Raw genomic sequence first — 19,374 nt, 5'->3', positions numbered from 1 at the left:
TCGGTCGGAACGGCTGCGACCTCCACCAGCGACTCGAATTGTGCGATTGCCGCCCATCCCGGATAGCCATAGGGATCCAGATTGTGACGCGCGCGCACCCCGAAATAGGTGAGGTTGGAGGAAACGCCGAACTTGGTGCCCTGGTCGTAAACGCCGGCGTTGAAGACGTCGCCGGAGAGATCGACATGGCCGTAGAGCGTCACGGTCGTGTTGTCGATGAACGGATTGGCTCCGGGCGCTTTGCTGTAAAGCGGAGCTCCGCCGATACTGACGACGGTGTGCTCCGGTACCGGCGGCGGCGATGGCGCGACGGCCACGTGAAGAACGGGATTGCCCTTGGGAGAGGCTGGTGCGGCGACGGCAACCGCACCTTTCGGCTCATGGATGTGATTGACGCGTTCGCGAAGTTGCGCGTTTTCTTTCGCGAGCTTTGTGTTGTTGCGCTCAAGCGCGTCAAGGCGTGCGACAACGTCATCAAGTGTTGCAGCTCGCGATGGCTGATTGAGAGCCGTTGCGCACAGGGCCGCGAAGCCTGTTCCAAGCAGGAAGGCCTTCCTCATGTCGTTTCCCCTCTATGCCGCGGGCCGTCTGATGGGCCCGGGATAAAGTGAGACTATTGTATGCCAGATGCCACATACAATGTTCGCGACAGCGCCGCCCGCGCTTTCCCGCTGCGTGTGTCTAAAGCGCAACTATTCCCGACAAAATGTGTCGCGCGGCGATGCGTCGCATTGCTGCGCATCCAAACGATCCCCGCCTGAAAAAGGGAATAGCTCCCGCGACTTGCGTCAATCGCCCCACGGCGCTTCGCCGCGCCCCAGACGGCCGGCGACGTCGGTCTGGAAGGCGGTCGGGCCGAACGCGAACCATTCCTCACCGATCTGGTAGACGAGGAGGCGCCTGTTTTCGGCGCAGAACCGAGTCAGCCAATCGAGGGCCTTCTGCTTCGGCTGATGGCCCACCGGCACGACGACATCGACCGGCAGGCCGCGCCAGAAGAAATTGGCAGCCAGCATGATCATGTCGGATCGGTCCGGCCGCATCCAATCCGGCAGCGGGCTGGACGCCACCAGCCAGCCGCAGACGAATTCGCGGCAGGGATGCTGCGGGCGTTCGGGATAGATAGAACATTGGTGCGCGACACTGAACGGGCATGGTTGCCCTTTGCTCACCTTTTGTCCCCGCACTTCGATCTGGAGCCAACCATCGCAGCAGGCTGTGCAGCTTCCGCAGCTTCGGGTGGCCCGCTTACTCACGTGCGAAGCCGATCATGCGAGCAGGCTCGTCTCGGTGCATTCCAGGCGGCTTCCGAATCTATTGGCCGACGGCAGGGGGCCGCCAGTAGCGGAAGGCTGAATGCTTTGCATCATAGGTCTCAAAAGGTTTTGGATACATATTCCGGGAATCGCAGAGTTGGCAGCCATTGGGCCCCCACGGTTGCGTAGCCGCGATGCCGCACAGGGGCAGCGCCATGCGCTGGGCGAGGTCGCGCGGTGCAGCTGCTTGCCCGCCATCGCAATAGCGCGCTGCCGCAGATCCGCTGGTGGAACACGCAAGCACTAATGCAAAGACGAGATATTTCACATCCGCCTCCTTAAGAGATCACCCTAGCAGCGACTGTGCCGAATGAGAACGGTGCTGGAATTGATACGTGTCCGGAGAGTTCGACAGCGGAACTCACTATCGTCCGTGGCGGTCGATGTCTCTCGCGCTCTGGCCACAAGCGGCCTTTCGCTTCCAGGTCTCTTTTTTCCGGTTGAACGGCAACAGCGGAATCGCAGCCCAACCGAGAGATCCAAGATGGGGCCATTACTGCAGCAAGAAGCTATTCGATTACCTCGTCGGCAGTGGCAATGAGCGTCTGGGGAATTGTCAGCCCGAGTGCCTTCGCTGTCTTGAGATTGAAGACGAGTTCGAAGCTGTTGGGTTGCTCCACCGGCAGATCGGCAGGCTTCGCGCCTTTGAGGATCTTGTCGGCGTATTCGGCCGCGCGCTTGAACATCTCGGGCACATTGGGCCCGTAAGAAATCAAGCCGCCAGCTTCGGCATACGCTTTTTCGGCGTATATGGTTGGCAGCTTCGCACCGAGCGCGAGCGCGGTGATCCGATCGCGATTGTTATTAACCAGCGGATCCGCGCTGCAGACGTACAGCACATCGGCAGAACCTCCAAGCCGGGCGAAGGCAGGCTCGATGTCTTCGGCCCGGCGGATCTCGAAAGGCAGGGGTTCGAAGCCCAGCGTCGGCGCGGCTGCCTTGACGTGGTCGAGGTCGAGCCTCGAGGCCAAGTAGGCGACATCCGTGAGTATCGCCAGCCGGCGCGCCGCAGGCACGACATGGCGCAAATATCCTAGACGTTTGCCACCGAGATCGGGCGCTTCGAGCGACAATCCAGTGACGTTGCCGCCAGGCCGCGCCAGACTTGCCACGTAACCGGTGGCTACCGGCTCGCTGGCCAATGCAAAAACGATCGGAATTTGCGACGTCGCCTTCATCGCCGGGCCGGTCCCGCTTCCGGAGGTGACGATGAGATCGACCTTGAGCGCGACCAGTTCGGCGGCGAGTTCGTTGGCGCGCTCAATTTGGCCATTGGCCCAGCGATAGGCAATCTTGACCGTGCGGCCGTCAACCCAGCCGAGTTCCGCAAAATGATCGACAAAGGCCTTAGTCCATGACGACCAGATTTGCGGCGCAGTCGGGCCCAAAAATCCGATGGTTGGAACCGTCGCGCGCTGCGCGCGGGCGGTAAGCGGCCATGCCGCCGCTCCGGCAACAAGCGTAATGACCTCGCGTCGCCTCATATGCGCCTTCTCCCCTCAACCACGAATCTGTTCACCATGAAAGACGGCCAGATTTCTGGAACTAGTGTGGAAGCCATGGTCACACGAACTCTGCGCCTTCCGATTTATAGATCTTCGCGCTGACCCTTGAAGAAGGGGCGGCGAACTTCTCCTTAGGCCGACTTGGCCCGGTACGCGGATGTTGGCAAGGAGCTTAGGCTAGACCCTAGATATTGAAGACGCATCGGCATGGCCGACCGACTGTGACGTCCAGTTGGTTCGATGGCGACGAGCGGCCGCCCCACGGGTCGGAGCGCGGCTGCCGGTGGGACTGTCCTATTGCCCCGACTGGTCCGCGCTGACGCGCCACACCGCGTTTCCTGCATCGTCGGCGACCAGCAGCGCGCCAGTGCGGTCAAGCGCCACGCCTACGGGCCGGCCCCGCACGGTGTCGTTGTTGCTGCCAAGAAATCCGGTTACGACCGGGACGGGTTTGCCCTCCGGCCGACCGTTCACCAGCGGTACGAAAATCACCTGATATCCGTTGACCGGGCTGCGGTCCCAACTGCCGTGCTCACCGACAAAGATGCCGTTCCCAAATTTGGAAGACAGCGTCTCGCCTTTGCTGAACGCGAGGCCGAGCGCGGCCACGTGTGAACTCAGGCCGTAGTCGGGCTTGACCGCCTTGGCCACGAGATCGGGTCTCTGCGGATGGACTCTGACGTCAACGTGCTGGCCCCAGTAGCTGTAAGGCCAGCCATAGAAGGCGCCCTCTTGGACCATCGTGAGATAGTCCGGCACCAGGTCGGGGCCGATCTCGTCCCGCTCGTTCACGACGGCGAACAGCCGTCCTGTCTCGGGATCGACGGCGAGATTGGTCGGATTGCGCGTGCCCGAGGCATAAATGCGCTTGGCACCGGTCATGCGATCAACCTGGTAGATCGCGGCCCGGCCCTCTTCGGCGTCAAGTCCATTCTCGGTGATGTTGCTGTTGGATCCGACTCCAACATAGAGCTTGGATCCATCAGGGCTGGCGACCATCGATTTGGTCCAGTGGTGGTCTATCGGTCCGGCTGGAAGGTCCGCAAGCCTCGTACCTGGCTCTGTGATCTGGTTTTGCCCGAGCGCGTACTTGAACGCCATGATCGCGTCCGTGTTGGCAACGTACAGGGTGCCGTCCACATAAGCCACGCCATACGGTGAGTGAAGGTGGTCTACGAGGACCGTCTGAATCTCCGGCTTTCCGTCGCCGTTGGCATCGCGAAGCAGGGTAATGCGGTTGCCGCCCTTGCCCGCCGCTCCGCCGCGCGCCTTCACCTTCCCCTGGATGAAGTCCTTGGGCCGGAAAGGTGTGGTTCCGGGACTGTTGCCCTCGACGACCAAAATGTCCCCGTTCGGGAGAGGATAGACGATCCGAGGGTGCATCAGCCCTGTCGCCATCGCCTGAATTTTCAATCCTCCGGTGGCCGTTGGAGCCTCCCCTGGTTTCCAGCCTATCTCCTTGGGGACGCTCATGGGCGGTAACAGATAGTTCTGAGGCTCTGGGAGGTCGGGATCTGACCCGTATTGCCGCATGGGATCACCGCCTTGGTCGCTACAGGCGGTCAGCGCGACCAAGGCGCAGATGGCCGGCAAGGCACGAAGCATTGCGTGAGTCACAGGCGGTCTCCCGTCGCGGGGGTACCAACCGTGGTCACCTTCCATCCGTTGAAGGCGGCCATCAGCAGCAGAATCGTCACGATCACAGAGATGGAGATTCCCTGCGGCACGACCGAGGTCCAGGCGTCGCGGCTGTGGATGAAAACATTCAATAGAGAGAGAAGCGCGGCTGCCGCGACGAGCAAAAAGGAGATCCAATTGATCCGCGCGGCGCGGCCCGTAAGAAAATCGATGATCAGGACGATCGTGGCGACGCAAGCCAAGACCAAGCCCCCAACAATCAACCAGGCAGACGAGTTGGCCCACTGCCAGTTCGATGTATCCCAGTACATGATGTCGGTAACCAACGCGGCGATCAGTAGGGTTGCCCCGGCTCCGATGAAGCTGGGGTGCAGCAGTGTTTTCGGGCCCACTGCGGGTGCCAATCTGGCCATGCGCCCTCCGTAACATTGCAGCCGCGCCAAGTCGGCGCCTCGACCAAGCCTCCTCCGGATGTTTCGTTCCTGTCGTCACCGCGGGCGCTCCTAAGGAACCGGCAGAGTCTGCCCTCGTTCAGCTCGGACGGACTTCGGCCATGGCAACGAGGTTTTCGGTCGCGTGCATGCCGCCTCCGCTGCGGCACCGCGTTGCTCGAGCCAAGCGGCGACGCGAAGGCCGCGAACGGCGGCGTGAGGCGCGCGAACGAACCAGCAGAAGCGGCAGGCCGCCAAAAGAGAACGTCGGGAGCCGAACCCGCGCGCTATCGCGAGCCGCGACCGCTCCGCGGGCCCTGAGCACCCCGCATTTGAATGGAGGGCCATTTCGACGGATGTGCCTTCGGTGGAAAGACGCCGCTATCGAGGTTACGGGCGATGCGGCCTGCAGCCATCACGTCGCCTTGCCCTCGATGCGGAGCAACGGCCATCAAAACGGTTTGGATGAGTGCCTTGCGCAGTGCTCGCCAGTCCCGTCCGGCACAGTCGCAAGGAGGTGCCGTTTCCAAGACACCCGCCTGATCCGGGGCAGCGCGCTACACGGCCCCAGCTTGATCGACTTGCATACCGGAATCCGACGGATAGCCCCACATCAAAAGAGTTGACGAGGTTAGCTTCCCATCATACTGGTCTGACCAAGATCAGACCAAGAGAGATCGTTATGGAGCTTACGCGCGCGGCCGAAGGCGAAAAAGGATTCGAGAAGGTGTTTGCCTTCCTGCGCGAACGCCTGCTCGCCGGATCGCTCAGGCCGGGCGACCGCCTGGTTTCGGAACGCGAGCTCGCCACCCTCCTCGGCGTTAGCCGGCCGATCGTCCGCGAGGCGCTGCGTGCCCTCACGGTGCTCGGCATAGTCGAGATCCGCGACCGCATCGGTACTGTGGTGACCCGGCCGGACGTCTCGGTGCTGAACGACTTCTTCACCTTCGCCCTCGCCCACCAGACGGACATGCTTGACGACGTCATGCAGGCGCGCGTCGCGATCGAATGCCAGGCGATCCGCCTCGCCTGCGAGCGCGCCAACATTGCCGATTTCGAACGGCTGCAGCGTGCACTGGCGAAAATTGGGGACACCATCGATGACGCCGATGCCGGCGGCATGGCCGACTTCGAATTCCATCGCACCATCGTGGTGGCCTCGCATTCGGAGACTTTGACCGTCCTGCACGGATCGCTCGCAGGTCTGCTGACGCATTCGCATCACAGCCGCCGCAAGCTGGTGCAGGCCTTCCCGTCGATGAAGACGTACCTCATCGACGACCACCGGCGCATCTTCGAGGCGATCACCGCGCGCGACCCTGAGCGAGCGGATGCGACGCTGCGCAAGCATTTTGCCATCGGCGACGAATACCGCAGGAGGGCCGTCGTCGGCGACATCGACAAGACCAGCGCCTCGGGCTGATCGCGGACCAACCAAGAAACGGACCAACCAAGAAACGGACGGACAACATGGGACGGAACGACAAGGGCAGCGTCGGCTTCATCGGCATCGGCACGATGGGCCTCGAGATGGTGCGTAACCTTCTGAAGGCAGGGCACGCAGTGCGTACGTTCGATCTCAACGAGGCCGCCGTCGCTGATATTGTCAGGGACGGCGCGACCCGCTCCAAGAACCCGGCCGAAGCTGCGCAAGGCGCCGACATCGTCATCACCATGCTGCCCGACACGCCTCACGTCGAGGCGACCGTTTACGGCGACCACGGGCTGCTCAAGTCGCCGCCACCCGGCAAGCTGATCGTCGACATGAGCACGATCTCGCCGGTCGCGGTCCGCCGCATCCATGCGGACCTGCAAAAAATTGGCGTCAGCTTCATCGATGCGCCGGTCTCGGGTGGCCCGGTGGGCGCCAAGAACGCCGCCCTCTCGATCATGGCCGGCGGCGATGCGAGCGCCTTCACTCAGGCCGAGCCGTTCTTCCGCGCGATGGGCACCACCATCACGCATGTCGGCGCGTCCGGTGCCGGCCAGACCGTCAAGCTCTGCAACCAGCTGATCTGCGGCATCAACATCCAAGCGATCTGCGAGGCTCTCGCGCTCGGGCGCGCTTCTGGCCTCGATCTCGATCTGCTGCGCCGAGTGCTGCTCGGTGGCTCCGCCGCCTCCTGGATGCTGGACAAGCTCGGCCCCGCGATGATCGCGGGTGACGTCTCCGCTGGCTTCCGGATAGATCTCCAGCTCAAGGACCTCCGCTTGGTGCAGGAGCACGCGCAGGCGCTGAGCGTGCCGCTACCGGGCACGGCGCTCGTCACCAGCCAATATGTGGATGCGCGTGCGCATGGCGAAGGCAATAACGGCAACCAGGCGCTTTTCCGCGTCTATGACCGCATGACCAACCAGACGACGGGCTGAACCTGACGCGATGAGCCTTCAACTCGACTTTCCCGCAGTGCTGGAGCGTTGGCCGAGTTTTCTCGGCGGCGCGGCGCTGACGCTGGAGTTGGCGGTTTTTGCGACCGTGCTCGGCGCCCTGTTCGGCACGCTTGCAGCCATCGGCCGCGGCTCGCACAACGTGCTGATCGCGGGCGCCTGCAAAGTCTACGTCGAGTCGATCCGCAACACGCCGCTGCTGGTGCAGATCTTCCTGGTCTATTTCGGCCTCGCCAGCCTTGGTCTGAAACTCTCAGCCTTCACCGTGGCGGTGGCCGCGCTGACCATCAATGTCGGCGCCTATACCGCCGAGATCATGCGCGCCGGCTTCGAGGCGATCCCACGCGGACAGATCGAGGCCGCCGAAGGGCTGGCGCTATCACGCCTGCAGATCTACTGGCACATTATCCTGCTGCCGGCGATCGAGAAGGTCTACCCGGCGCTGACCAGCCAGTTCGTGCTGTTGATGTTGGCATCCTCAGTCTGCTCGCAGATCTCGGCCGAAGAGCTCACGGCGGTCGCCAACTATATCCAGTCGGACACATATCGCGCGTTCGAGACCTACATCATCGTCGCCGTGCTCTACATCATCCTGTCGCTGGTGATGCGCGCGGGCTTCTGGGGCCTCGGCCTAGTGCTGTTCCCGCGCCGCCGCCGGCTCGGCACACCGTTGTGAGATGACCATGGGCGGACATCTCAACATCAATCATCTGATGTTCCTCGGCCAGGGCGCGCTGTGGACCATTGGTCTATCCGTGATCGCGCTGATCGGCGGCGGCATCTTCGGCTTCGTGATTGCGCTGGCGCGCATCTCGCCGCTCAAGTCAGTGCGGATAGCCAGCGCCGTCTATGTCCAGGTCATCCAGGGCACGCCGCTGCTGGTCATCCTCTTCCTCGGATATTTCGGCCTAGCCGCAATCGGCCTCAAGGTCTCCTCGCTCACGGCCGCCGGCGCCTCGCTGACACTCTATGTCGCCGCCTATCTCGGCGAGATCTGGCGGGGCTGCATCCAGTCCGTGCCGAAGCCGCAATGGGAGGCTGCCGAAGGCCTGGCGCTGAGCAGGACCCAGCGCATGATGAAGGTGATCCTGCCGCAGGCGATCCGCATCGCGACGCCGCCTACCGTCGGCTTCATGGTGCAGATCATCAAGAACACCTCGCTCGCTTCCGTCGTCGGCTTCGTCGAGCTGATGCGCTCGGGCCAGATCGTCAACAACTCGCTTTTCGAGCCGTTCGTCATCTACGCCATCATCGCCGTCGCATATTTCGCCATGTGCTATCCCCTGTCGTTGTTCAGCCAGAAGCTGGAACGCCGCTTGGGGCGTGGCAAGTTTCACCTTGCACCGGCCTGAAGATGCAGCAAAACGCCTCCTCCTCCGAACCGATTGTGTGGCTCCGCGACGTGCAGAAGAGCTTTGGCTCGCTGCGGGTGCTCGATGGTGTCAGTTTTGCCGTCGAACGCGGCGAGGTGCTGGCACTGATCGGCCGCTCCGGCTCCGGCAAGAGCACCGCCCTGCGCTGCATCGACCGCTTCGAGAAGGTTGACGGCGGCGAGATCGTCGTCTGCGGACATCGGGTCGACCGTCCCGACGTCGACCTGCGCGCGCTGCGCCAGGACGTCGGCATCGTGTTCCAGAGCTACAATTTGTTTCCGCATCTCACGATCGAGCAGAACATCACGCTGGCGCCCTGTGCCGTGAAGGGCATGACAGCGTCGCAGGCCAAAGACCTTGCGCGAAAAGTGCTGGCGCAGGTCGGGCTCGAGGAGAAGCTTCACGCCTACCCGGAGCAGCTTTCCGGCGGCCAGCAGCAGCGCGCCGCGATCGCCCGCTCGCTCGCCATGCAGCCGAAGGTCATGCTGTTCGACGAGGTCACGTCCGCGCTCGATCCGGAGCTGACCGGCGAAGTGCTCAAGGTGATCGAGCAGCTCGCGGCTGACGGCATGACCATGGTGATGGTGACCCACGAGATGGGCTTTGCCAAAGGCATCGCCGACCGGATCGTCTTCATGCATCGCGGCAAGGTTCACGAGACCGGACCTGCCTCGATCCTGACGTCGCCGACGACCCCCGAACTCACGCAATTCGTGGGTACGGGGAACTTAAAATCATAACAGGGAGAGGAACTAGGGATGACCAATAAGACATTGCTGGGCGCTGCCGCCGCGCTGTGCGGCGTCGTCATGATGGCGGCCACGCCGGCATCGGCCGACTTGCTCGACGATATCACGCAGGCCAAGAAGATCCGCATTTCGACCGACCTCGCCATCCCGCCCTCGGGCATGATGGACTCCAGCATGAAACCGACCGGCTCAGACGTCGAAGTGGCGCAGCTGCTCGCGAAGGACTGGGGGCTCGAGCTTGAGTTCATCCAGACCACCGGCGCAACCCGCATCCCGAACGTCCTGACCGGGAAGGCCGACATCATTATCTCGACCCTGTCTGTGACGCCCGATCGCGCCAAGGTGATAGATTTCACCAAGCGCTATGCGACGCTGCAATCCGACGTCGGCTGCCTGAAGTCATCTACGGTCAAGGACTGGCCCGACCTCAAGGACAAGTCGATCGGCGTCTCGCGCGGCACCACGCAGGACACGACCCTGTCCAATATGAAGGACAAGGAGCTCAAGATCTCCCGTTACGACGACGACGCCACCATGGTGACGGCGGCCGTGTCCGGCCAGGTCGACTGCGTCGCCTCGTCCGCGACGATCATCAACCAGATCGGCGTGAAGAACCCCTCGCGCGTGTTCGAGTCCCGGATTCCGCTGGCGACCTTCGACCTCGCCATCGGACTGAAGAAAGGTGAGCAGCGCCTGATGGACAAGCTCAACGCCTGGATCACCGAGAACGTCAAGAACGGCAAGCTCAACGCGATCTACAAGAAATTCCACGGCGTCGAGCTACCGCCGGATATGCGTAGCTAAGATCAGAAACAATCGTGGCAGCCGCGCGCCGCTGCCACGACCCATGCAAATCAAGAAAGGCATCACATGCGTCTCGTCATCGGATCCGACCACGCGGGCTGGCCGCTCAAGCAGACCGTCATCGACCATATCCGCGGCCTCGGCCACGACGTCGTCGATGTCGGCTCCTATGACGACAAGCCGGTGGACTTCCCCGACATCGCGCGCGCGGTGGCGCAGAAGGTGACCTCGGGCGAAGCCGCGCGCGGCATCATGGTTTGCGGCACCGGCGTCGGCGCCTCGATCGCCGCCAACAAGATGAAGGGCATCCGCGCCGCCGTCTGCCACGACATCCATTCAGCCCATCAGAGTGTTGAGCATGACGACGTCAACGTCATGTGCATCGGCGCGCAGATCGTCGGCGCCTGGCTCGCGATCGATCTCGTCTCGTCCTATCTCTCCGCCGAGTTCTCCACCGACGAGGATTTCCGCCGCCGCGTCGAGAAGCTGCGAGTCATGGACGAGCAAGGCTGACGGTTTCTCCGCCATGATCCTAGTTTGCGGATCGCTTAACATCGATCTGGTCGCACATGTCCCGGTCATTCCGTGCCCCGGTCGCACCGTGCTCGCACCCTCCTACCGGACCCATTTCGGCGGCAAGGGCGCCAATCAAGCAGTGGCTGCCGCGCGCATTGCCGGGTCGGGACGCGTCCGAATGGCGGGCCGTATCGCACGCGACGGATTCGGCGACAGCGCGATAGGGAATCTCCGAGGAAACGGCGTCGACACGGATCTCGTCGTCAGATCGGACCAGCCGACCGGCTGCGCCTTCATCACGGTCGATCAGACCGGTGAGAATGCAATCACGGTCGCAAGCGGCACTAACATGACCGCGTGCGCCGATGACCTCCCCATCTCGCTATTCAGCCGTGACACAATCCCGGTGCTTCACGGAGATTTCCGCCGCGCGTTTGCCGCGTGCGTCCTCCACGCCGGATCTTGAGCTGTCGTGTCTATAGAGACATCGGCGGGGAGCTCGCTCCCTCGGCGCCACTCCCCACCCTTTCAAGGGTGATTTCCTTTCGCGAGACCCCTTTTCGCCGACGAGGCCCTGCCTGCAGCATTCGTCGGCCGCCCCGCGCGCGGATTATCGGATCCCACACCGAAATCCGGTAAGCCTAGGCGTAGAACATATCGCCATCGAGAGCATCCTGGAGATCGGCGATAATGGCCCGCACCTGCTTGCGCGAATACAATGGTGAAAGATCGTCAGTCCTTGGCAACGTGATGCGGACACCCCTCGGGGTGAGCGACGTCATGGTGTACGTATCGTCCTTGCGCTTTTTCGCCATGCTGCGTTTTGCCATGCTGCCTCTCGTTCTTGGGTTGGCGACACGTCGATAGTGTTTGCAGGCAAAGCCAACATAAGCGAGTCGATTCGACATTCGACCGGCGCGAAAACGTGGAAAACCCGAATGAGGAAGCTAACTTTTCGTCACGACAACCCCGTCAAGGTGACCGCCTCACGGCGCGACCCTCGGTTGCGCGCACCTCGCCCGCCTCACTACTGCCCTGACACAAGACGACGGACGGCGGCGGGGGCGCCGCGGGCTAGTTTCCGGAGAAATCGACCTACGATGTCATGCATCCATTGATCACAGGTACACCTCCGGTGAGGCTGCCCCCCCGCGAGGTGGGGCCGAGGGCTTCCGCTGAACGGGAGCGACCCTCGGTGCCACGCCGGCAGCTTCGTCGCATCATGCGGAAGTTCGCCGGCGGCAGCAGATCGCATCCCTTCGAATCCCGCAGCAGCGGCTAGGGACGGTCCGCCGCCGGCCTTGAAAAGGTACAACTAGCACCCATTTACCATCCAACCACCATCCTTCTGGATGGTCGATTGGATATAGCCATGACCGATAATATACGCGAACTGCGACCCCGGGCCTCCGATAGCGAGAAGATCACGATCAACCTGGGCTATGTCGACCTCGGCCAAGTCGATCTCATGGTGCAGGAAGGGTTTTATTCCAACCGCACCGATTTCATCCGGACGGCGATCCGCAACCAGCTCGAGCGACACGCGGATGTGGTCAAACAGTCGACGGCCCGGAAAAGTCTGGACCTGGGGTTGCGGAATTATGCCCGCGTCGATCTCGAAAGGGCGCGGCGCGCCGGCGAGATGCTCCACATCAACGTTCTCGGCTTGGCGACCATCGACCAAGACGTCACGGCCGAGCTGGCCCGCGCCACGATTGCCTCGGTCTCGGTGCTCGGAGCCCTTCATGCCACTCCCGCGGTCAAGGCCGCTCTCGCCGACAGAATGAGGTGAAACGATGCTGAATCCAGACATGGTTCGCGAAGCGACCCGCCTCACGCGTGCCGGCCAACTGATCGAGGCCACCGCACTCCTGCAGCGAATGCTGCGCGGCGATGGCGCCCCCGCAGCGACAAGAGGCGATGCTGTGCGTGACGAGCCCGCGAGGCTCGAGCCCCCGACACTCGACCTGAAGGCCAACGTCGTCGAGGAGAGGGAGAGCAGCCCGTCCACGCAGGCGAGGTCTGTCAAACGGCGCAAAGCTCCCGCGCCATTCGGCGGCACGAAAGACCTCTCCGGATTCAGCCTGCCAGCTCCGGTCGGACGCGCTCCACCGTCCGAGGAGGATATCGCACCAGACGGCACAAGGTTCGTCATTGCCAGCTTTAGCAACGCGGCGGGCAGCCGGACCTACAAGCTGTTCATCCCGAGCCGCGCTGACGGAGGATCGCGTCCCCTTATCGTCATGCTTCACGGCTGCACCCAGTCTCCGGACGATTTCGCAGCCGGCACCCGGATGAATTTTTTGGCGGACGAGCGAAATTGCTTCATCGCCTATCCGGAGCAGCCACGCGGAGCCAACCAGTCAAAATGCTGGAACTGGTTTCGCACGGGCGACCAGCAGCGGGGTGGCGGCGAGCCTTCGCTGATCGCGGGCATCACCCGCAAGATCATGCGGGAGCACCGTATTGATCCCAAGCGCGTCTACGTCGCAGGCCTGTCCGCCGGCGGGGCCGCCGCCGCCATCATGGGGGCGACATACCCCGACCTGTATGCCGCCGTCGGCGTCCACTCGGGCCTGGCCTGCGGGGCTGCCAGCGACCTTCCGACCGCATTGGCCGCTATGCGGCAGGGCAACGCCGGAGCGATCGGGACGGCGGGCTCGCCGGTGCCGACCATCGTCTTCCATGGCGATCGCGATAACACGGTGCATCCGAGCAATGCTGACCGAATTCTTGGCCGGCCGCGCGAAGCTGCGAGCCTGAGGACGAAGATTCTGCGCGGGCGAGTGCCCGAGGGGCACGCGTATACCCGGACCATCCTCACCGATGGAGGCGGCCTGGCCATGTCCGAGCACTGGAGCGTCCACGGCGCTGGCCATGCCTGGTCAGGAGGCAGTCCTGCCGGGTCCTACACCGATCCGCGCGGGCCGGACGCAACGAGGGAGATGCTGCGCTTCTTCCTCGAGCATTCGCTCGCTGGTTAGGCGAGCTTCACCGTGGAGAGGGGGCAGCCCGAGTTCGGCGCTCACCGGATCTCCGGTTTGACTGAACGCGACGAAGCGGGCGGCCCGTGACAGACCTAAGCTCAGGCCTCGCCCGCTCCGGAGAAGACGGAAGCCGGCGGCGTGGTGCGCGGGACCGGTAACGGTCGTTCGGTTGCCGCGGATCGCGCAGTGCCGCCCTTGGCGTCGTACCGCTTGGCGAGATCCAGCAGACGAAGTCGGGTGAACGGATCGGCCCTCTCGGCAATGGCCCGGACCCGCTGCGCCAGACCCTGATAGAACTCCTGCTCCATGAGGCACCCCACAACATCACTGCCCAGAGTTGAGTAGCCTGCGGCCGCGGAGTCAAGAAGCCTGCCATCTTTTCGCGGCCCTGACGACCTTCGCCGGAAGATACGCTTCGGCGGACGGTGGTCCAGAGCGAGTGCCCGCTCCGGGCGGGCGAACGAAGCGCTTCTGGGATCTCGGCTCCTGCGAACCATGGCTTCCGTCAGCACCCGCATTCGGAGCGGAACGGGAATCCTTCAGGCGACTTGATCCCTCAAGTTTCGACAGCTCGGAGAACGATCATGAAAGCGATCTTGGCCATCACCTGCCTGTCCGTACTCGCCTTGGCGTCACCGGCGGAAGCCAAAGGATGCATCAAGGGCGCCATCGTCGGCGGTGTCGCCGGCCACATGGCAGGCCATGGCAAGCTCGGCGCTGCGGCGGGGTGCGCGGTCGGACATCACGAAGCGAACAAGCAGAACCCGAACAACTCGAACGCCCAGGCTCCCTCGGGGCAGAAGTAGCGCGGCGCCCGGGCTGCATCGTGAAAATCAGATCACACTCCGAAAGCCACATCGTCGAGTTGGAGGACGGCTCACGTTGGCAGATCTTCCCCGGCGATCTTGATCTGACGCTGAACTGGAAGCCCGAGACGGAAATCGTCGTCATGCCGGTCGACGATGATCTCAGTTCTCACGTGCTGGTCGGCGGAGACGGAAAGGTGCGAGTGATCGCGGCCGGCGAAAGCTGGCCCGTACGTGAGGTCAAGTCGGCGCTGAAGGAAGGATAGGACGGGCATCCGTAGGTCCAGTGGCTCGCGACCGAAGGAAACGCGAGAAAGCCAGGATGTTGGCTCTCGGTTGGACTCGCCGACTCGACAACTCCAGCCCTCCGCGACGACCGTCCGAACGAAGCACAAGCTGTTCGCAGCCGTTCTGCACCCATCCTTGACGGGGCTCTGCGATGCCAGCCAAGTTTGCCTGACCCCGCCCTGGAATACAGCGCGAACCACGCAACCCCTGTGGCTTACGACCGTTAACTCGGACTTGGGTGCTTTGTCGCGTAGGAGTTTCTCGTGCCGTCGTCCCGGGCCTACTGGAAGGGATACCTCAAGCTGTCCTTTGTCTCTTGTCCGGTCGCGCTCTATCCGGCGACCTCGCCGGCCGAGCGGATTTCGTTCCGGCAGATCAACCGGCGTACGGGGCATCGTCTGAGGCACAAACTGGTGGATTCCGTCACCGGCGAAGCGGTCGATCCATCCAACAAGGCGCGGGGCTATGAGATCGGCGAAAGCGAGTTTCTGGTGGTCGAGGACCGCGACTTGGATCGGGCACGCAGCGCGCGCCCTCCGCCCGGCGCAGTGGAGCTTGCCGCACCACCCCGGCGCGCCAGTCCGCCCACCGTGCCGGCAGGGCGCCATGAGCAGCACGCCTACGAGACTGATGCGGAAGTCGCCGATGAGGATGAGGAGGAGGACATCACTCCGGTCCTGCGTCCTCAAAATACGCGAACGATAGAAATCGAGCGCTTCCTTCCCGAAGGCCAGATCGATGCCCGCTATTTCGAGAAACCCTACTACATCGTCCCCCGTGAGGAGATCGGGCAGGAATCCTTCGCAGTCATTCGCGATGCGATGAGCCGCGAGGGGCTGGTCGGTTTGGCCCGGGTCGTGCTGTCCTCACGCGAGCGGCCGCTCCTGATTGAACCGATGGGCGCAGGGCTCCGCGGAGTGACGCTCCGTTTCTCGCACGAAGTGCGCCGCCCGGAGGAGTATTTCGCCGAAATTCCGCAGATGAAGCTTCCGCCCGAGATGATGAAGCTCGCACAGCACATCATCAGAACGAGGGCTGCGGAGTTCGAGCCATCCATGCTCGAGGATCATTACCGCCGCGCGCTTGTCGGCATCCTTCGCAAAAAGCAGGCGAAGCGGCCGGCGCAGGCGCCTTCGGTGACGCCGTCGCAGCAGAACGTCGTCAATCTCATGGACGCGCTGCGGCGCAGCATCGCCGCCGAATCTCAAGCCGCGGCCGCAAAAAAGCGGACCGGCACAAAGACCTCCCCGCGACGCTCGGGGCACAGAGCAACCTGAATTGCTCGCGACGCCTCGACCGACGCTGCCCCGCGGCGGTGTTGCTAGGCAGCCTGAATTCCAAGCAGAAACGGTTAGCGCCCCCACGCCCGCTTGTGCCCCGGGAACTCGGCTGGCACCGAATGGTTCATTCCAGACGCGGTTATGGAAAGGCAGTCGTTTGCTGGTCGAGTCGCCAGTCAGTGCGCAAGGGATCGTCGATCCGAAGGATGCGGCGGAGTCCGCGGGCCTTCGATATGTCAGCGACGATCGACCGGGAATTCGCCGCAAGAAAGCGGGCTCTGGCTTCACATACACCCGGGCTGATTGCGCGAGGATCACCGATCGTGAGGTGCTGAACCGAATTAAGGCCCTGGCGATTCCTCCGGCCTGGACTGACGTGTGGATATGCCCGTTTGCGAATGGTCACATCCAGGCCACCGGTCGCGACGCGAAGGGGCGCAAACAATATCGCTATCACGCTCGCTTCCGAGAAGTTCGGGAGAGCACGAAATACGAGCACTTGGTCGAATTTGCCGACGAACTACCTTCCATCCGGAGGAAAGTACTCGAGCACATGGGCTTGCGAGGTTTACCCCGAGAGAAGGTTCTAGCAACCGTTGTCCATCTGCTCGAGACCACGTTGATCCGAGTTGGCAACGACGACTACGCAAAGCAAAACAGCAGCTACGGCCTCACCACGCTCAAAAACCGCCATGTGCAGATCGATGGGAACGAGGTGCGCTTCCGCTTCACGGGCAAAAGCGGCAAGCAGTGGTCGCTCCGGGTGCGGGACAGGCGGGTGGCCAAGATCATCCGTGCTTGCCAGGATCTGCCGGGGCAGGAACTCATTCAGTACGTGGACGACGCAGGTGTTTGCCGGGACGTCACGTCCGCAGACGTGAATGATTACCTGAGGGAGATCACCGGGAAGGATATCACGGCCAAGGATTTCCGCACCTGGGCGGGAACGGTTCTGGCGGCAATGGCGCTTTCCGAACTCGAGAAGTTCGACACGGCTGCGCAGGCGAAGCGCAATCTTCGCAGCGCGATTGAAAAGGTGTCCTCCCGCCTGGGGAATACGCCTACCATCTGCCGCAAGTGCTACGTGCACCCGGAAATTCTCAACTCCTATATGGACGGCAATCTCGTTCTCGAGATCAAGTCCCAGGCTGAGAAAGAGCTGCGCAACAATCTTGAAGGTTTGAAGCCCGAGGAGGCAGCGGTGCTGGCGACCTTGAGGGGACGGCTCGCGAAAAGCACATAACAAGGGACAGATACAGTCTCAAGTCATTGCCTTCCTCCATGGACTTGTTCGCGTGCACTGGGCCGACAGGACTCTAGCGTTCCTGCGCACCGCTGGCGGTCCGCGCGCTTGCTACAAACCTCGGATGCTTGCGCAGAGCGCGCGATTCGAGCCCGGCGTTCGGAACGTTGCAGAGTTCGAAATCGACAGCCTGCTGCACCCGTTTTGGAGGTTCTTTTCGGGCATTCCTTCCAATCGTTCGGACCAGCCCATTCTGCGACGAGGAGCCGAGAATGACGGCGACGCACCGGCTCGCCCCAGCCGGCCTACCGGAAAGTCTGCGCATGCCTGCGGACGTCGGACACGTATTCAGCTTGCCTCCGCTCGTGTGGAACAATTATCGCTCGTCCGCTCTTTACAGATGAGGAGCTACCTATGCTGCGTAAAAAATCGGTGCGCTCTATCCGCACGACGCTCAATCTTACGGACGTGAGGCAGGTCAAGTCGGTCCGAAAGCGCCTCGGACTCTCCGACACGGACCTACTGAGGATCGTCGACAAGATCGGCAACTCGTTAGCGGCCATCCAGAAGGAAGTTGATCTCGAAAGGGTAGCGGCCCTTGAGCATTGCAGATCAGAGTAAGAGCCGAGGGTTTCCGCATCTGATGTCCCAACCGCTAGAGGGAGAAGTGAGATGAACGGCGTGATTTACTTGATCGGATTGATAGTTGTTATCGGGGCTATTCTTTCGTTTTTCGGCTTACGATAGTGCGCCGAGACGACGAGTTATTTCAGAAAGCCTCCAGCGCAGACCAAAGTGCCACGTGGGCGAAATGTGCGATGCCCTCACTTGCCAGCGGTAAGCAGCATTCGTGCGTCATCAGCTCACCACCCTGAACCAACTTGAGATCGGGTGCGCAATGGATGATCCGCACCAGGTGAATACAATCATCGCCACGGCGATCTGTGACTTCTTCAAGGAGTATCCCGACAAACAAGTTGGGACTGAAGAAGCTAAGCTTCTTGGAAAGCAGATTGCCGATGCCCTCAATGGAGCTGGCCTCCAGATTACTTCGCTCGATTCGTCGGGGCGGCTCGGCTAACTTTGGCAACGCTCGCCGCAGATCTAGCGGGCGCTGTGGTGGCCAAAGAACGCAGCCTGTAACCCCTTTGCCGTTTGGGTGGTCGTCGGTTGAGAATATTCGAGGCGCCAAAGGGCGATCTTGCCGCCCGAGTTGCCGCATCTCGGACTTGCCCGATAACTGCCCTCCACACGCACGTTTCTGCCCAGCACAGCACCAGTTCCCACTGGATGGTCGGAGCCGCTCAGGACCTCATCTGCGGCGATGCGCTGCCCCGATCAGCCGACGTACTGGTTTTCGTACTCTGTCGTCATCCGGCTCTCCGCGAACCGCCCCTCGAACCGCACCCGAATTCCTCTTCTGTCCAGCTGGCCCAATTCGCCCACGGCAGCGATCGCCTGCGCCTCGTCTTCCACGATGAATCCGTCACGCCAAGTTCGGCCCCCTCGGATCCCAAGCTGCTCGATGCTTACCAAAAAGCGGTGCGATGAGCCCTCGAAGGACGTCGAGGCCGCGGTGCGAGCCCGCAAGAGAAGGCGCAGTGTCACGAGCTCGGTCTCACCGACCGCGCAGAAACGGCAGCAACGTCGGCTGATCGGAGTGGTTTGCGCAGCGCCGGAAGGGTGACGACCCTGGCGGTAAGAGGCGGGTTCGGCGGATCGTAAGACGAGCAGCTATGTCAGCCATGAGTCTGGGCCGGTGTCTTCGGTTAGCTTCTGCAAATGAGTGATAAACGCCGCCAAGGCCGGCTTGACCGCGCGTTCAAAGTCCGTGGGAAGTGTCTGCTGCTCGTTGTCGCGCGGGAGCTCCGCGTCGCGCGATGCCGATTCCACGATCTCGGCCGACATCGTCCTAAGTACCTCCCGCAGCTGAGACTGCGCGTGCATCGCATGTGGGGCCACGTTCAGAAGGGTGCGGATTCCGATCGATGTCGCCCAGGATTCCGAGATGATCTCGCCCACCATTCCGATTTGAAGTCGCCCACCCGTT

24 protein-coding genes and 1 pseudogene are annotated in these 19,374 nt (G+C 62.4%); 16 read left to right on the top strand and 9 right to left on the bottom strand.

Features of this window, described 5'->3' with window-relative positions; all coding sequences use genetic code 11:
* The 5 genes from AC0L2O_RS35065 to AC0L2O_RS35045 form a co-directional block, all read right to left on the bottom strand.
* Positions 1-560 (bottom strand): hypothetical protein (locus AC0L2O_RS35065; RefSeq protein WP_473372968.1); only part of this gene is annotated, 560 nt, incomplete at its 3' end.
* Between the two features lie 228 nt (positions 561-788).
* Positions 789-1,172: a hypothetical protein gene (locus AC0L2O_RS35060; protein ID WP_473372967.1), complete on the bottom strand. Its 384-nt coding sequence runs from the start codon at positions 1,170-1,172 to the stop codon at positions 789-791.
* A 653-nt stretch (positions 1,173-1,825) separates the two neighbouring features.
* Positions 1,826-2,800: an ABC transporter substrate-binding protein gene (locus tag AC0L2O_RS35055; RefSeq protein ID WP_473372966.1), complete on the bottom strand. Its 975-nt coding sequence runs from the start codon at positions 2,798-2,800 to the stop codon at positions 1,826-1,828.
* 315 nt (positions 2,801-3,115) lie between these two features.
* On the bottom strand, positions 3,116-4,438 hold the full coding sequence (locus tag AC0L2O_RS35050; protein ID WP_473372965.1) for a PQQ-dependent sugar dehydrogenase: 1,323 nt from the start codon (positions 4,436-4,438) through the stop codon (positions 3,116-3,118).
* Entirely contained in the window at positions 4,435-4,872 is a 438-nt protein-coding gene (locus AC0L2O_RS35045; protein ID WP_473372964.1) for a DUF2231 domain-containing protein, read from the bottom strand. Before AC0L2O_RS35045 ends, AC0L2O_RS35050 begins: the two co-directional genes overlap by 4 nt.
* A 700-nt stretch (positions 4,873-5,572) precedes the next feature.
* Here AC0L2O_RS35045 and AC0L2O_RS35040 point away from each other — a divergent pair.
* From AC0L2O_RS35040 to AC0L2O_RS35005, 8 genes are all read left to right on the top strand, one after another.
* Positions 5,573-6,313, top strand: coding sequence for a FadR/GntR family transcriptional regulator (locus tag AC0L2O_RS35040; protein ID WP_473372970.1), 741 nt, complete (start codon positions 5,573-5,575; stop codon positions 6,311-6,313).
* 47 nt (positions 6,314-6,360) lie between these two features.
* The gene (locus tag AC0L2O_RS35035; protein WP_473372963.1) at positions 6,361-7,260 is read left to right on the top strand and encodes an NAD(P)-dependent oxidoreductase; all 900 of its coding nucleotides are present in this window, start codon (positions 6,361-6,363) and stop codon (positions 7,258-7,260) included.
* Between the two features lie 10 nt (positions 7,261-7,270).
* Entirely contained in the window at positions 7,271-7,954 is a 684-nt protein-coding gene (locus tag AC0L2O_RS35030) for an amino acid ABC transporter permease (RefSeq protein ID WP_473372962.1), read from the top strand.
* 7 nt (positions 7,955-7,961) lie between these two features.
* Complete coding sequence (locus tag AC0L2O_RS35025) at positions 7,962-8,630, top strand: amino acid ABC transporter permease (protein WP_473372961.1); 669 nt, start codon at positions 7,962-7,964, stop codon at positions 8,628-8,630.
* 2 nt (positions 8,631-8,632) lie between these two features.
* Positions 8,633-9,391, top strand: a complete 759-nt coding sequence (locus tag AC0L2O_RS35020; RefSeq protein WP_473372960.1) for an amino acid ABC transporter ATP-binding protein — start codon at positions 8,633-8,635, stop codon at positions 9,389-9,391.
* An 18-nt stretch (positions 9,392-9,409) separates the two neighbouring features.
* Positions 9,410-10,204: a transporter substrate-binding domain-containing protein gene (locus AC0L2O_RS35015; protein WP_473372959.1), complete on the top strand. Its 795-nt coding sequence runs from the start codon at positions 9,410-9,412 to the stop codon at positions 10,202-10,204.
* Between the two features lie 66 nt (positions 10,205-10,270).
* Positions 10,271-10,717 (top strand): ribose 5-phosphate isomerase B, encoded by a 447-nt coding sequence (gene rpiB, locus AC0L2O_RS35010; protein WP_473372958.1) that lies wholly within the window; start codon positions 10,271-10,273, stop codon positions 10,715-10,717.
* Positions 10,718-10,730: 13 nt separating this feature from the next.
* A complete protein-coding gene (locus tag AC0L2O_RS35005; protein WP_473372957.1) occupies positions 10,731-11,186 on the top strand; it encodes a PfkB family carbohydrate kinase in 456 nt (151 codons plus the stop codon).
* 175 nt (positions 11,187-11,361) lie between these two features.
* Here the strand turns inward: AC0L2O_RS35005 and AC0L2O_RS35000 are convergent, their stop codons facing one another.
* Complete coding sequence (locus tag AC0L2O_RS35000; protein ID WP_473372956.1) at positions 11,362-11,550, bottom strand: hypothetical protein; 189 nt, start codon at positions 11,548-11,550, stop codon at positions 11,362-11,364.
* A 542-nt stretch (positions 11,551-12,092) separates the two neighbouring features.
* Here AC0L2O_RS35000 and AC0L2O_RS34995 point away from each other — a divergent pair.
* Together AC0L2O_RS34995 and AC0L2O_RS34990 are read left to right on the top strand one after the other, a co-directional pair.
* Complete coding sequence (locus tag AC0L2O_RS34995; protein ID WP_473372955.1) at positions 12,093-12,512, top strand: CopG family transcriptional regulator; 420 nt, start codon at positions 12,093-12,095, stop codon at positions 12,510-12,512.
* Between the two features lie 4 nt (positions 12,513-12,516).
* Positions 12,517-13,704, top strand: coding sequence for an extracellular catalytic domain type 1 short-chain-length polyhydroxyalkanoate depolymerase (locus AC0L2O_RS34990; RefSeq protein ID WP_473372954.1), 1,188 nt, complete (start codon positions 12,517-12,519; stop codon positions 13,702-13,704).
* Positions 13,705-13,805: 101 nt separating this feature from the next.
* On the opposite strand, the gene AC0L2O_RS34985 is transcribed toward AC0L2O_RS34990, so the two are convergent.
* The gene (locus tag AC0L2O_RS34985; RefSeq protein ID WP_473372953.1) at positions 13,806-14,015 is read right to left on the bottom strand and encodes a hypothetical protein; all 210 of its coding nucleotides are present in this window, start codon (positions 14,013-14,015) and stop codon (positions 13,806-13,808) included.
* Positions 14,016-14,291: 276 nt separating this feature from the next.
* Between AC0L2O_RS34985 and AC0L2O_RS34980 the strand changes: the two genes are divergently transcribed.
* From AC0L2O_RS34980 to AC0L2O_RS34955, 6 genes are all read left to right on the top strand, one after another.
* Positions 14,292-14,513: a hypothetical protein gene (locus tag AC0L2O_RS34980; RefSeq protein WP_162479049.1), complete on the top strand. Its 222-nt coding sequence runs from the start codon at positions 14,292-14,294 to the stop codon at positions 14,511-14,513.
* A gap of 20 nt (positions 14,514-14,533) precedes the next feature.
* Positions 14,534-14,779, top strand: coding sequence for a hypothetical protein (locus tag AC0L2O_RS34975; RefSeq protein WP_473372952.1), 246 nt, complete (start codon positions 14,534-14,536; stop codon positions 14,777-14,779).
* Positions 14,780-15,064: 285 nt separating this feature from the next.
* Entirely contained in the window at positions 15,065-16,078 is a 1,014-nt protein-coding gene (gene ku, locus AC0L2O_RS34970) for a non-homologous end joining protein Ku (RefSeq protein WP_473372951.1), read from the top strand.
* Positions 16,079-16,241: 163 nt separating this feature from the next.
* On the top strand, positions 16,242-17,324 hold the full coding sequence (locus tag AC0L2O_RS34965; protein ID WP_473372969.1) for a DNA topoisomerase IB: 1,083 nt from the start codon (positions 16,242-16,244) through the stop codon (positions 17,322-17,324).
* A 414-nt stretch (positions 17,325-17,738) separates the two neighbouring features.
* Complete coding sequence (locus AC0L2O_RS34960) at positions 17,739-17,945, top strand: hypothetical protein (protein WP_473372950.1); 207 nt, start codon at positions 17,739-17,741, stop codon at positions 17,943-17,945.
* Between the two features lie 229 nt (positions 17,946-18,174).
* Entirely contained in the window at positions 18,175-18,405 is a 231-nt protein-coding gene (locus tag AC0L2O_RS34955) for a hypothetical protein (protein ID WP_473372949.1), read from the top strand.
* A gap of 257 nt (positions 18,406-18,662) precedes the next feature.
* Here AC0L2O_RS34955 and AC0L2O_RS34950 read toward each other — a convergent pair whose 3' ends face one another.
* Positions 18,663-18,800, bottom strand: coding sequence for a hypothetical protein (locus tag AC0L2O_RS34950; protein WP_473372948.1), 138 nt, complete (start codon positions 18,798-18,800; stop codon positions 18,663-18,665).
* A gap of 258 nt (positions 18,801-19,058) precedes the next feature.
* A pseudogene (locus AC0L2O_RS34945) lies at positions 19,059-19,374 on the bottom strand (hypothetical protein); the annotation flags it as partial.

The organism is Bradyrhizobium sp. Kon10 (assembly GCF_055807395.1).
The sequence above is the reverse complement of the archived record's forward strand: the minus strand, read 5'-3'. Positions and strand labels throughout refer to the sequence as shown.

What these genes read in the sequence shown, in the direction of transcription:
- AC0L2O_RS35030 (WP_473372962.1), top strand. Translation starts at nt 7,271, where the DNA reads ATGAGCCTTCAACTCGACTTTCCCGCAGTGCTGGAGCGTTGGCCGAGT.
- AC0L2O_RS35020 (WP_473372960.1), top strand. Translation starts at nt 8,633, where the DNA reads ATGCAGCAAAACGCCTCCTCCTCCGAACCGATTGTGTGGCTCCGCGAC.
- AC0L2O_RS35040 (WP_473372970.1), top strand. Translation starts at nt 5,573, where the DNA reads ATGGAGCTTACGCGCGCGGCCGAAGGCGAAAAAGGATTCGAGAAGGTG.
- AC0L2O_RS34995 (WP_473372955.1), top strand. Translation starts at nt 12,093, where the DNA reads ATGACCGATAATATACGCGAACTGCGACCCCGGGCCTCCGATAGCGAG.
- AC0L2O_RS35005 (WP_473372957.1), top strand. Translation starts at nt 10,731, where the DNA reads ATGATCCTAGTTTGCGGATCGCTTAACATCGATCTGGTCGCACATGTC.
- AC0L2O_RS35045 (WP_473372964.1), bottom strand. Translation starts at nt 4,872, where the DNA reads ATGGCCAGATTGGCACCCGCAGTGGGCCCGAAAACACTGCTGCACCCC.
- AC0L2O_RS35000 (WP_473372956.1), bottom strand. Translation starts at nt 11,550, where the DNA reads ATGGCAAAACGCAGCATGGCGAAAAAGCGCAAGGACGATACGTACACC.
- AC0L2O_RS35035 (WP_473372963.1), top strand. Translation starts at nt 6,361, where the DNA reads ATGGGACGGAACGACAAGGGCAGCGTCGGCTTCATCGGCATCGGCACG.
- AC0L2O_RS34960 (WP_473372950.1), top strand. Translation starts at nt 17,739, where the DNA reads ATGCTGCGTAAAAAATCGGTGCGCTCTATCCGCACGACGCTCAATCTT.
- AC0L2O_RS34990 (WP_473372954.1), top strand. Translation starts at nt 12,517, where the DNA reads ATGCTGAATCCAGACATGGTTCGCGAAGCGACCCGCCTCACGCGTGCC.
- AC0L2O_RS35055 (WP_473372966.1), bottom strand. Translation starts at nt 2,800, where the DNA reads ATGAGGCGACGCGAGGTCATTACGCTTGTTGCCGGAGCGGCGGCATGG.
- AC0L2O_RS34980 (WP_162479049.1), top strand. Translation starts at nt 14,292, where the DNA reads ATGAAAGCGATCTTGGCCATCACCTGCCTGTCCGTACTCGCCTTGGCG.
- AC0L2O_RS35015 (WP_473372959.1), top strand. Translation starts at nt 9,410, where the DNA reads ATGACCAATAAGACATTGCTGGGCGCTGCCGCCGCGCTGTGCGGCGTC.
- AC0L2O_RS35025 (WP_473372961.1), top strand. Translation starts at nt 7,962, where the DNA reads ATGGGCGGACATCTCAACATCAATCATCTGATGTTCCTCGGCCAGGGC.
- rpiB (WP_473372958.1), top strand. Translation starts at nt 10,271, where the DNA reads ATGCGTCTCGTCATCGGATCCGACCACGCGGGCTGGCCGCTCAAGCAG.
- AC0L2O_RS34985 (WP_473372953.1), bottom strand. Translation starts at nt 14,015, where the DNA reads ATGGAGCAGGAGTTCTATCAGGGTCTGGCGCAGCGGGTCCGGGCCATT.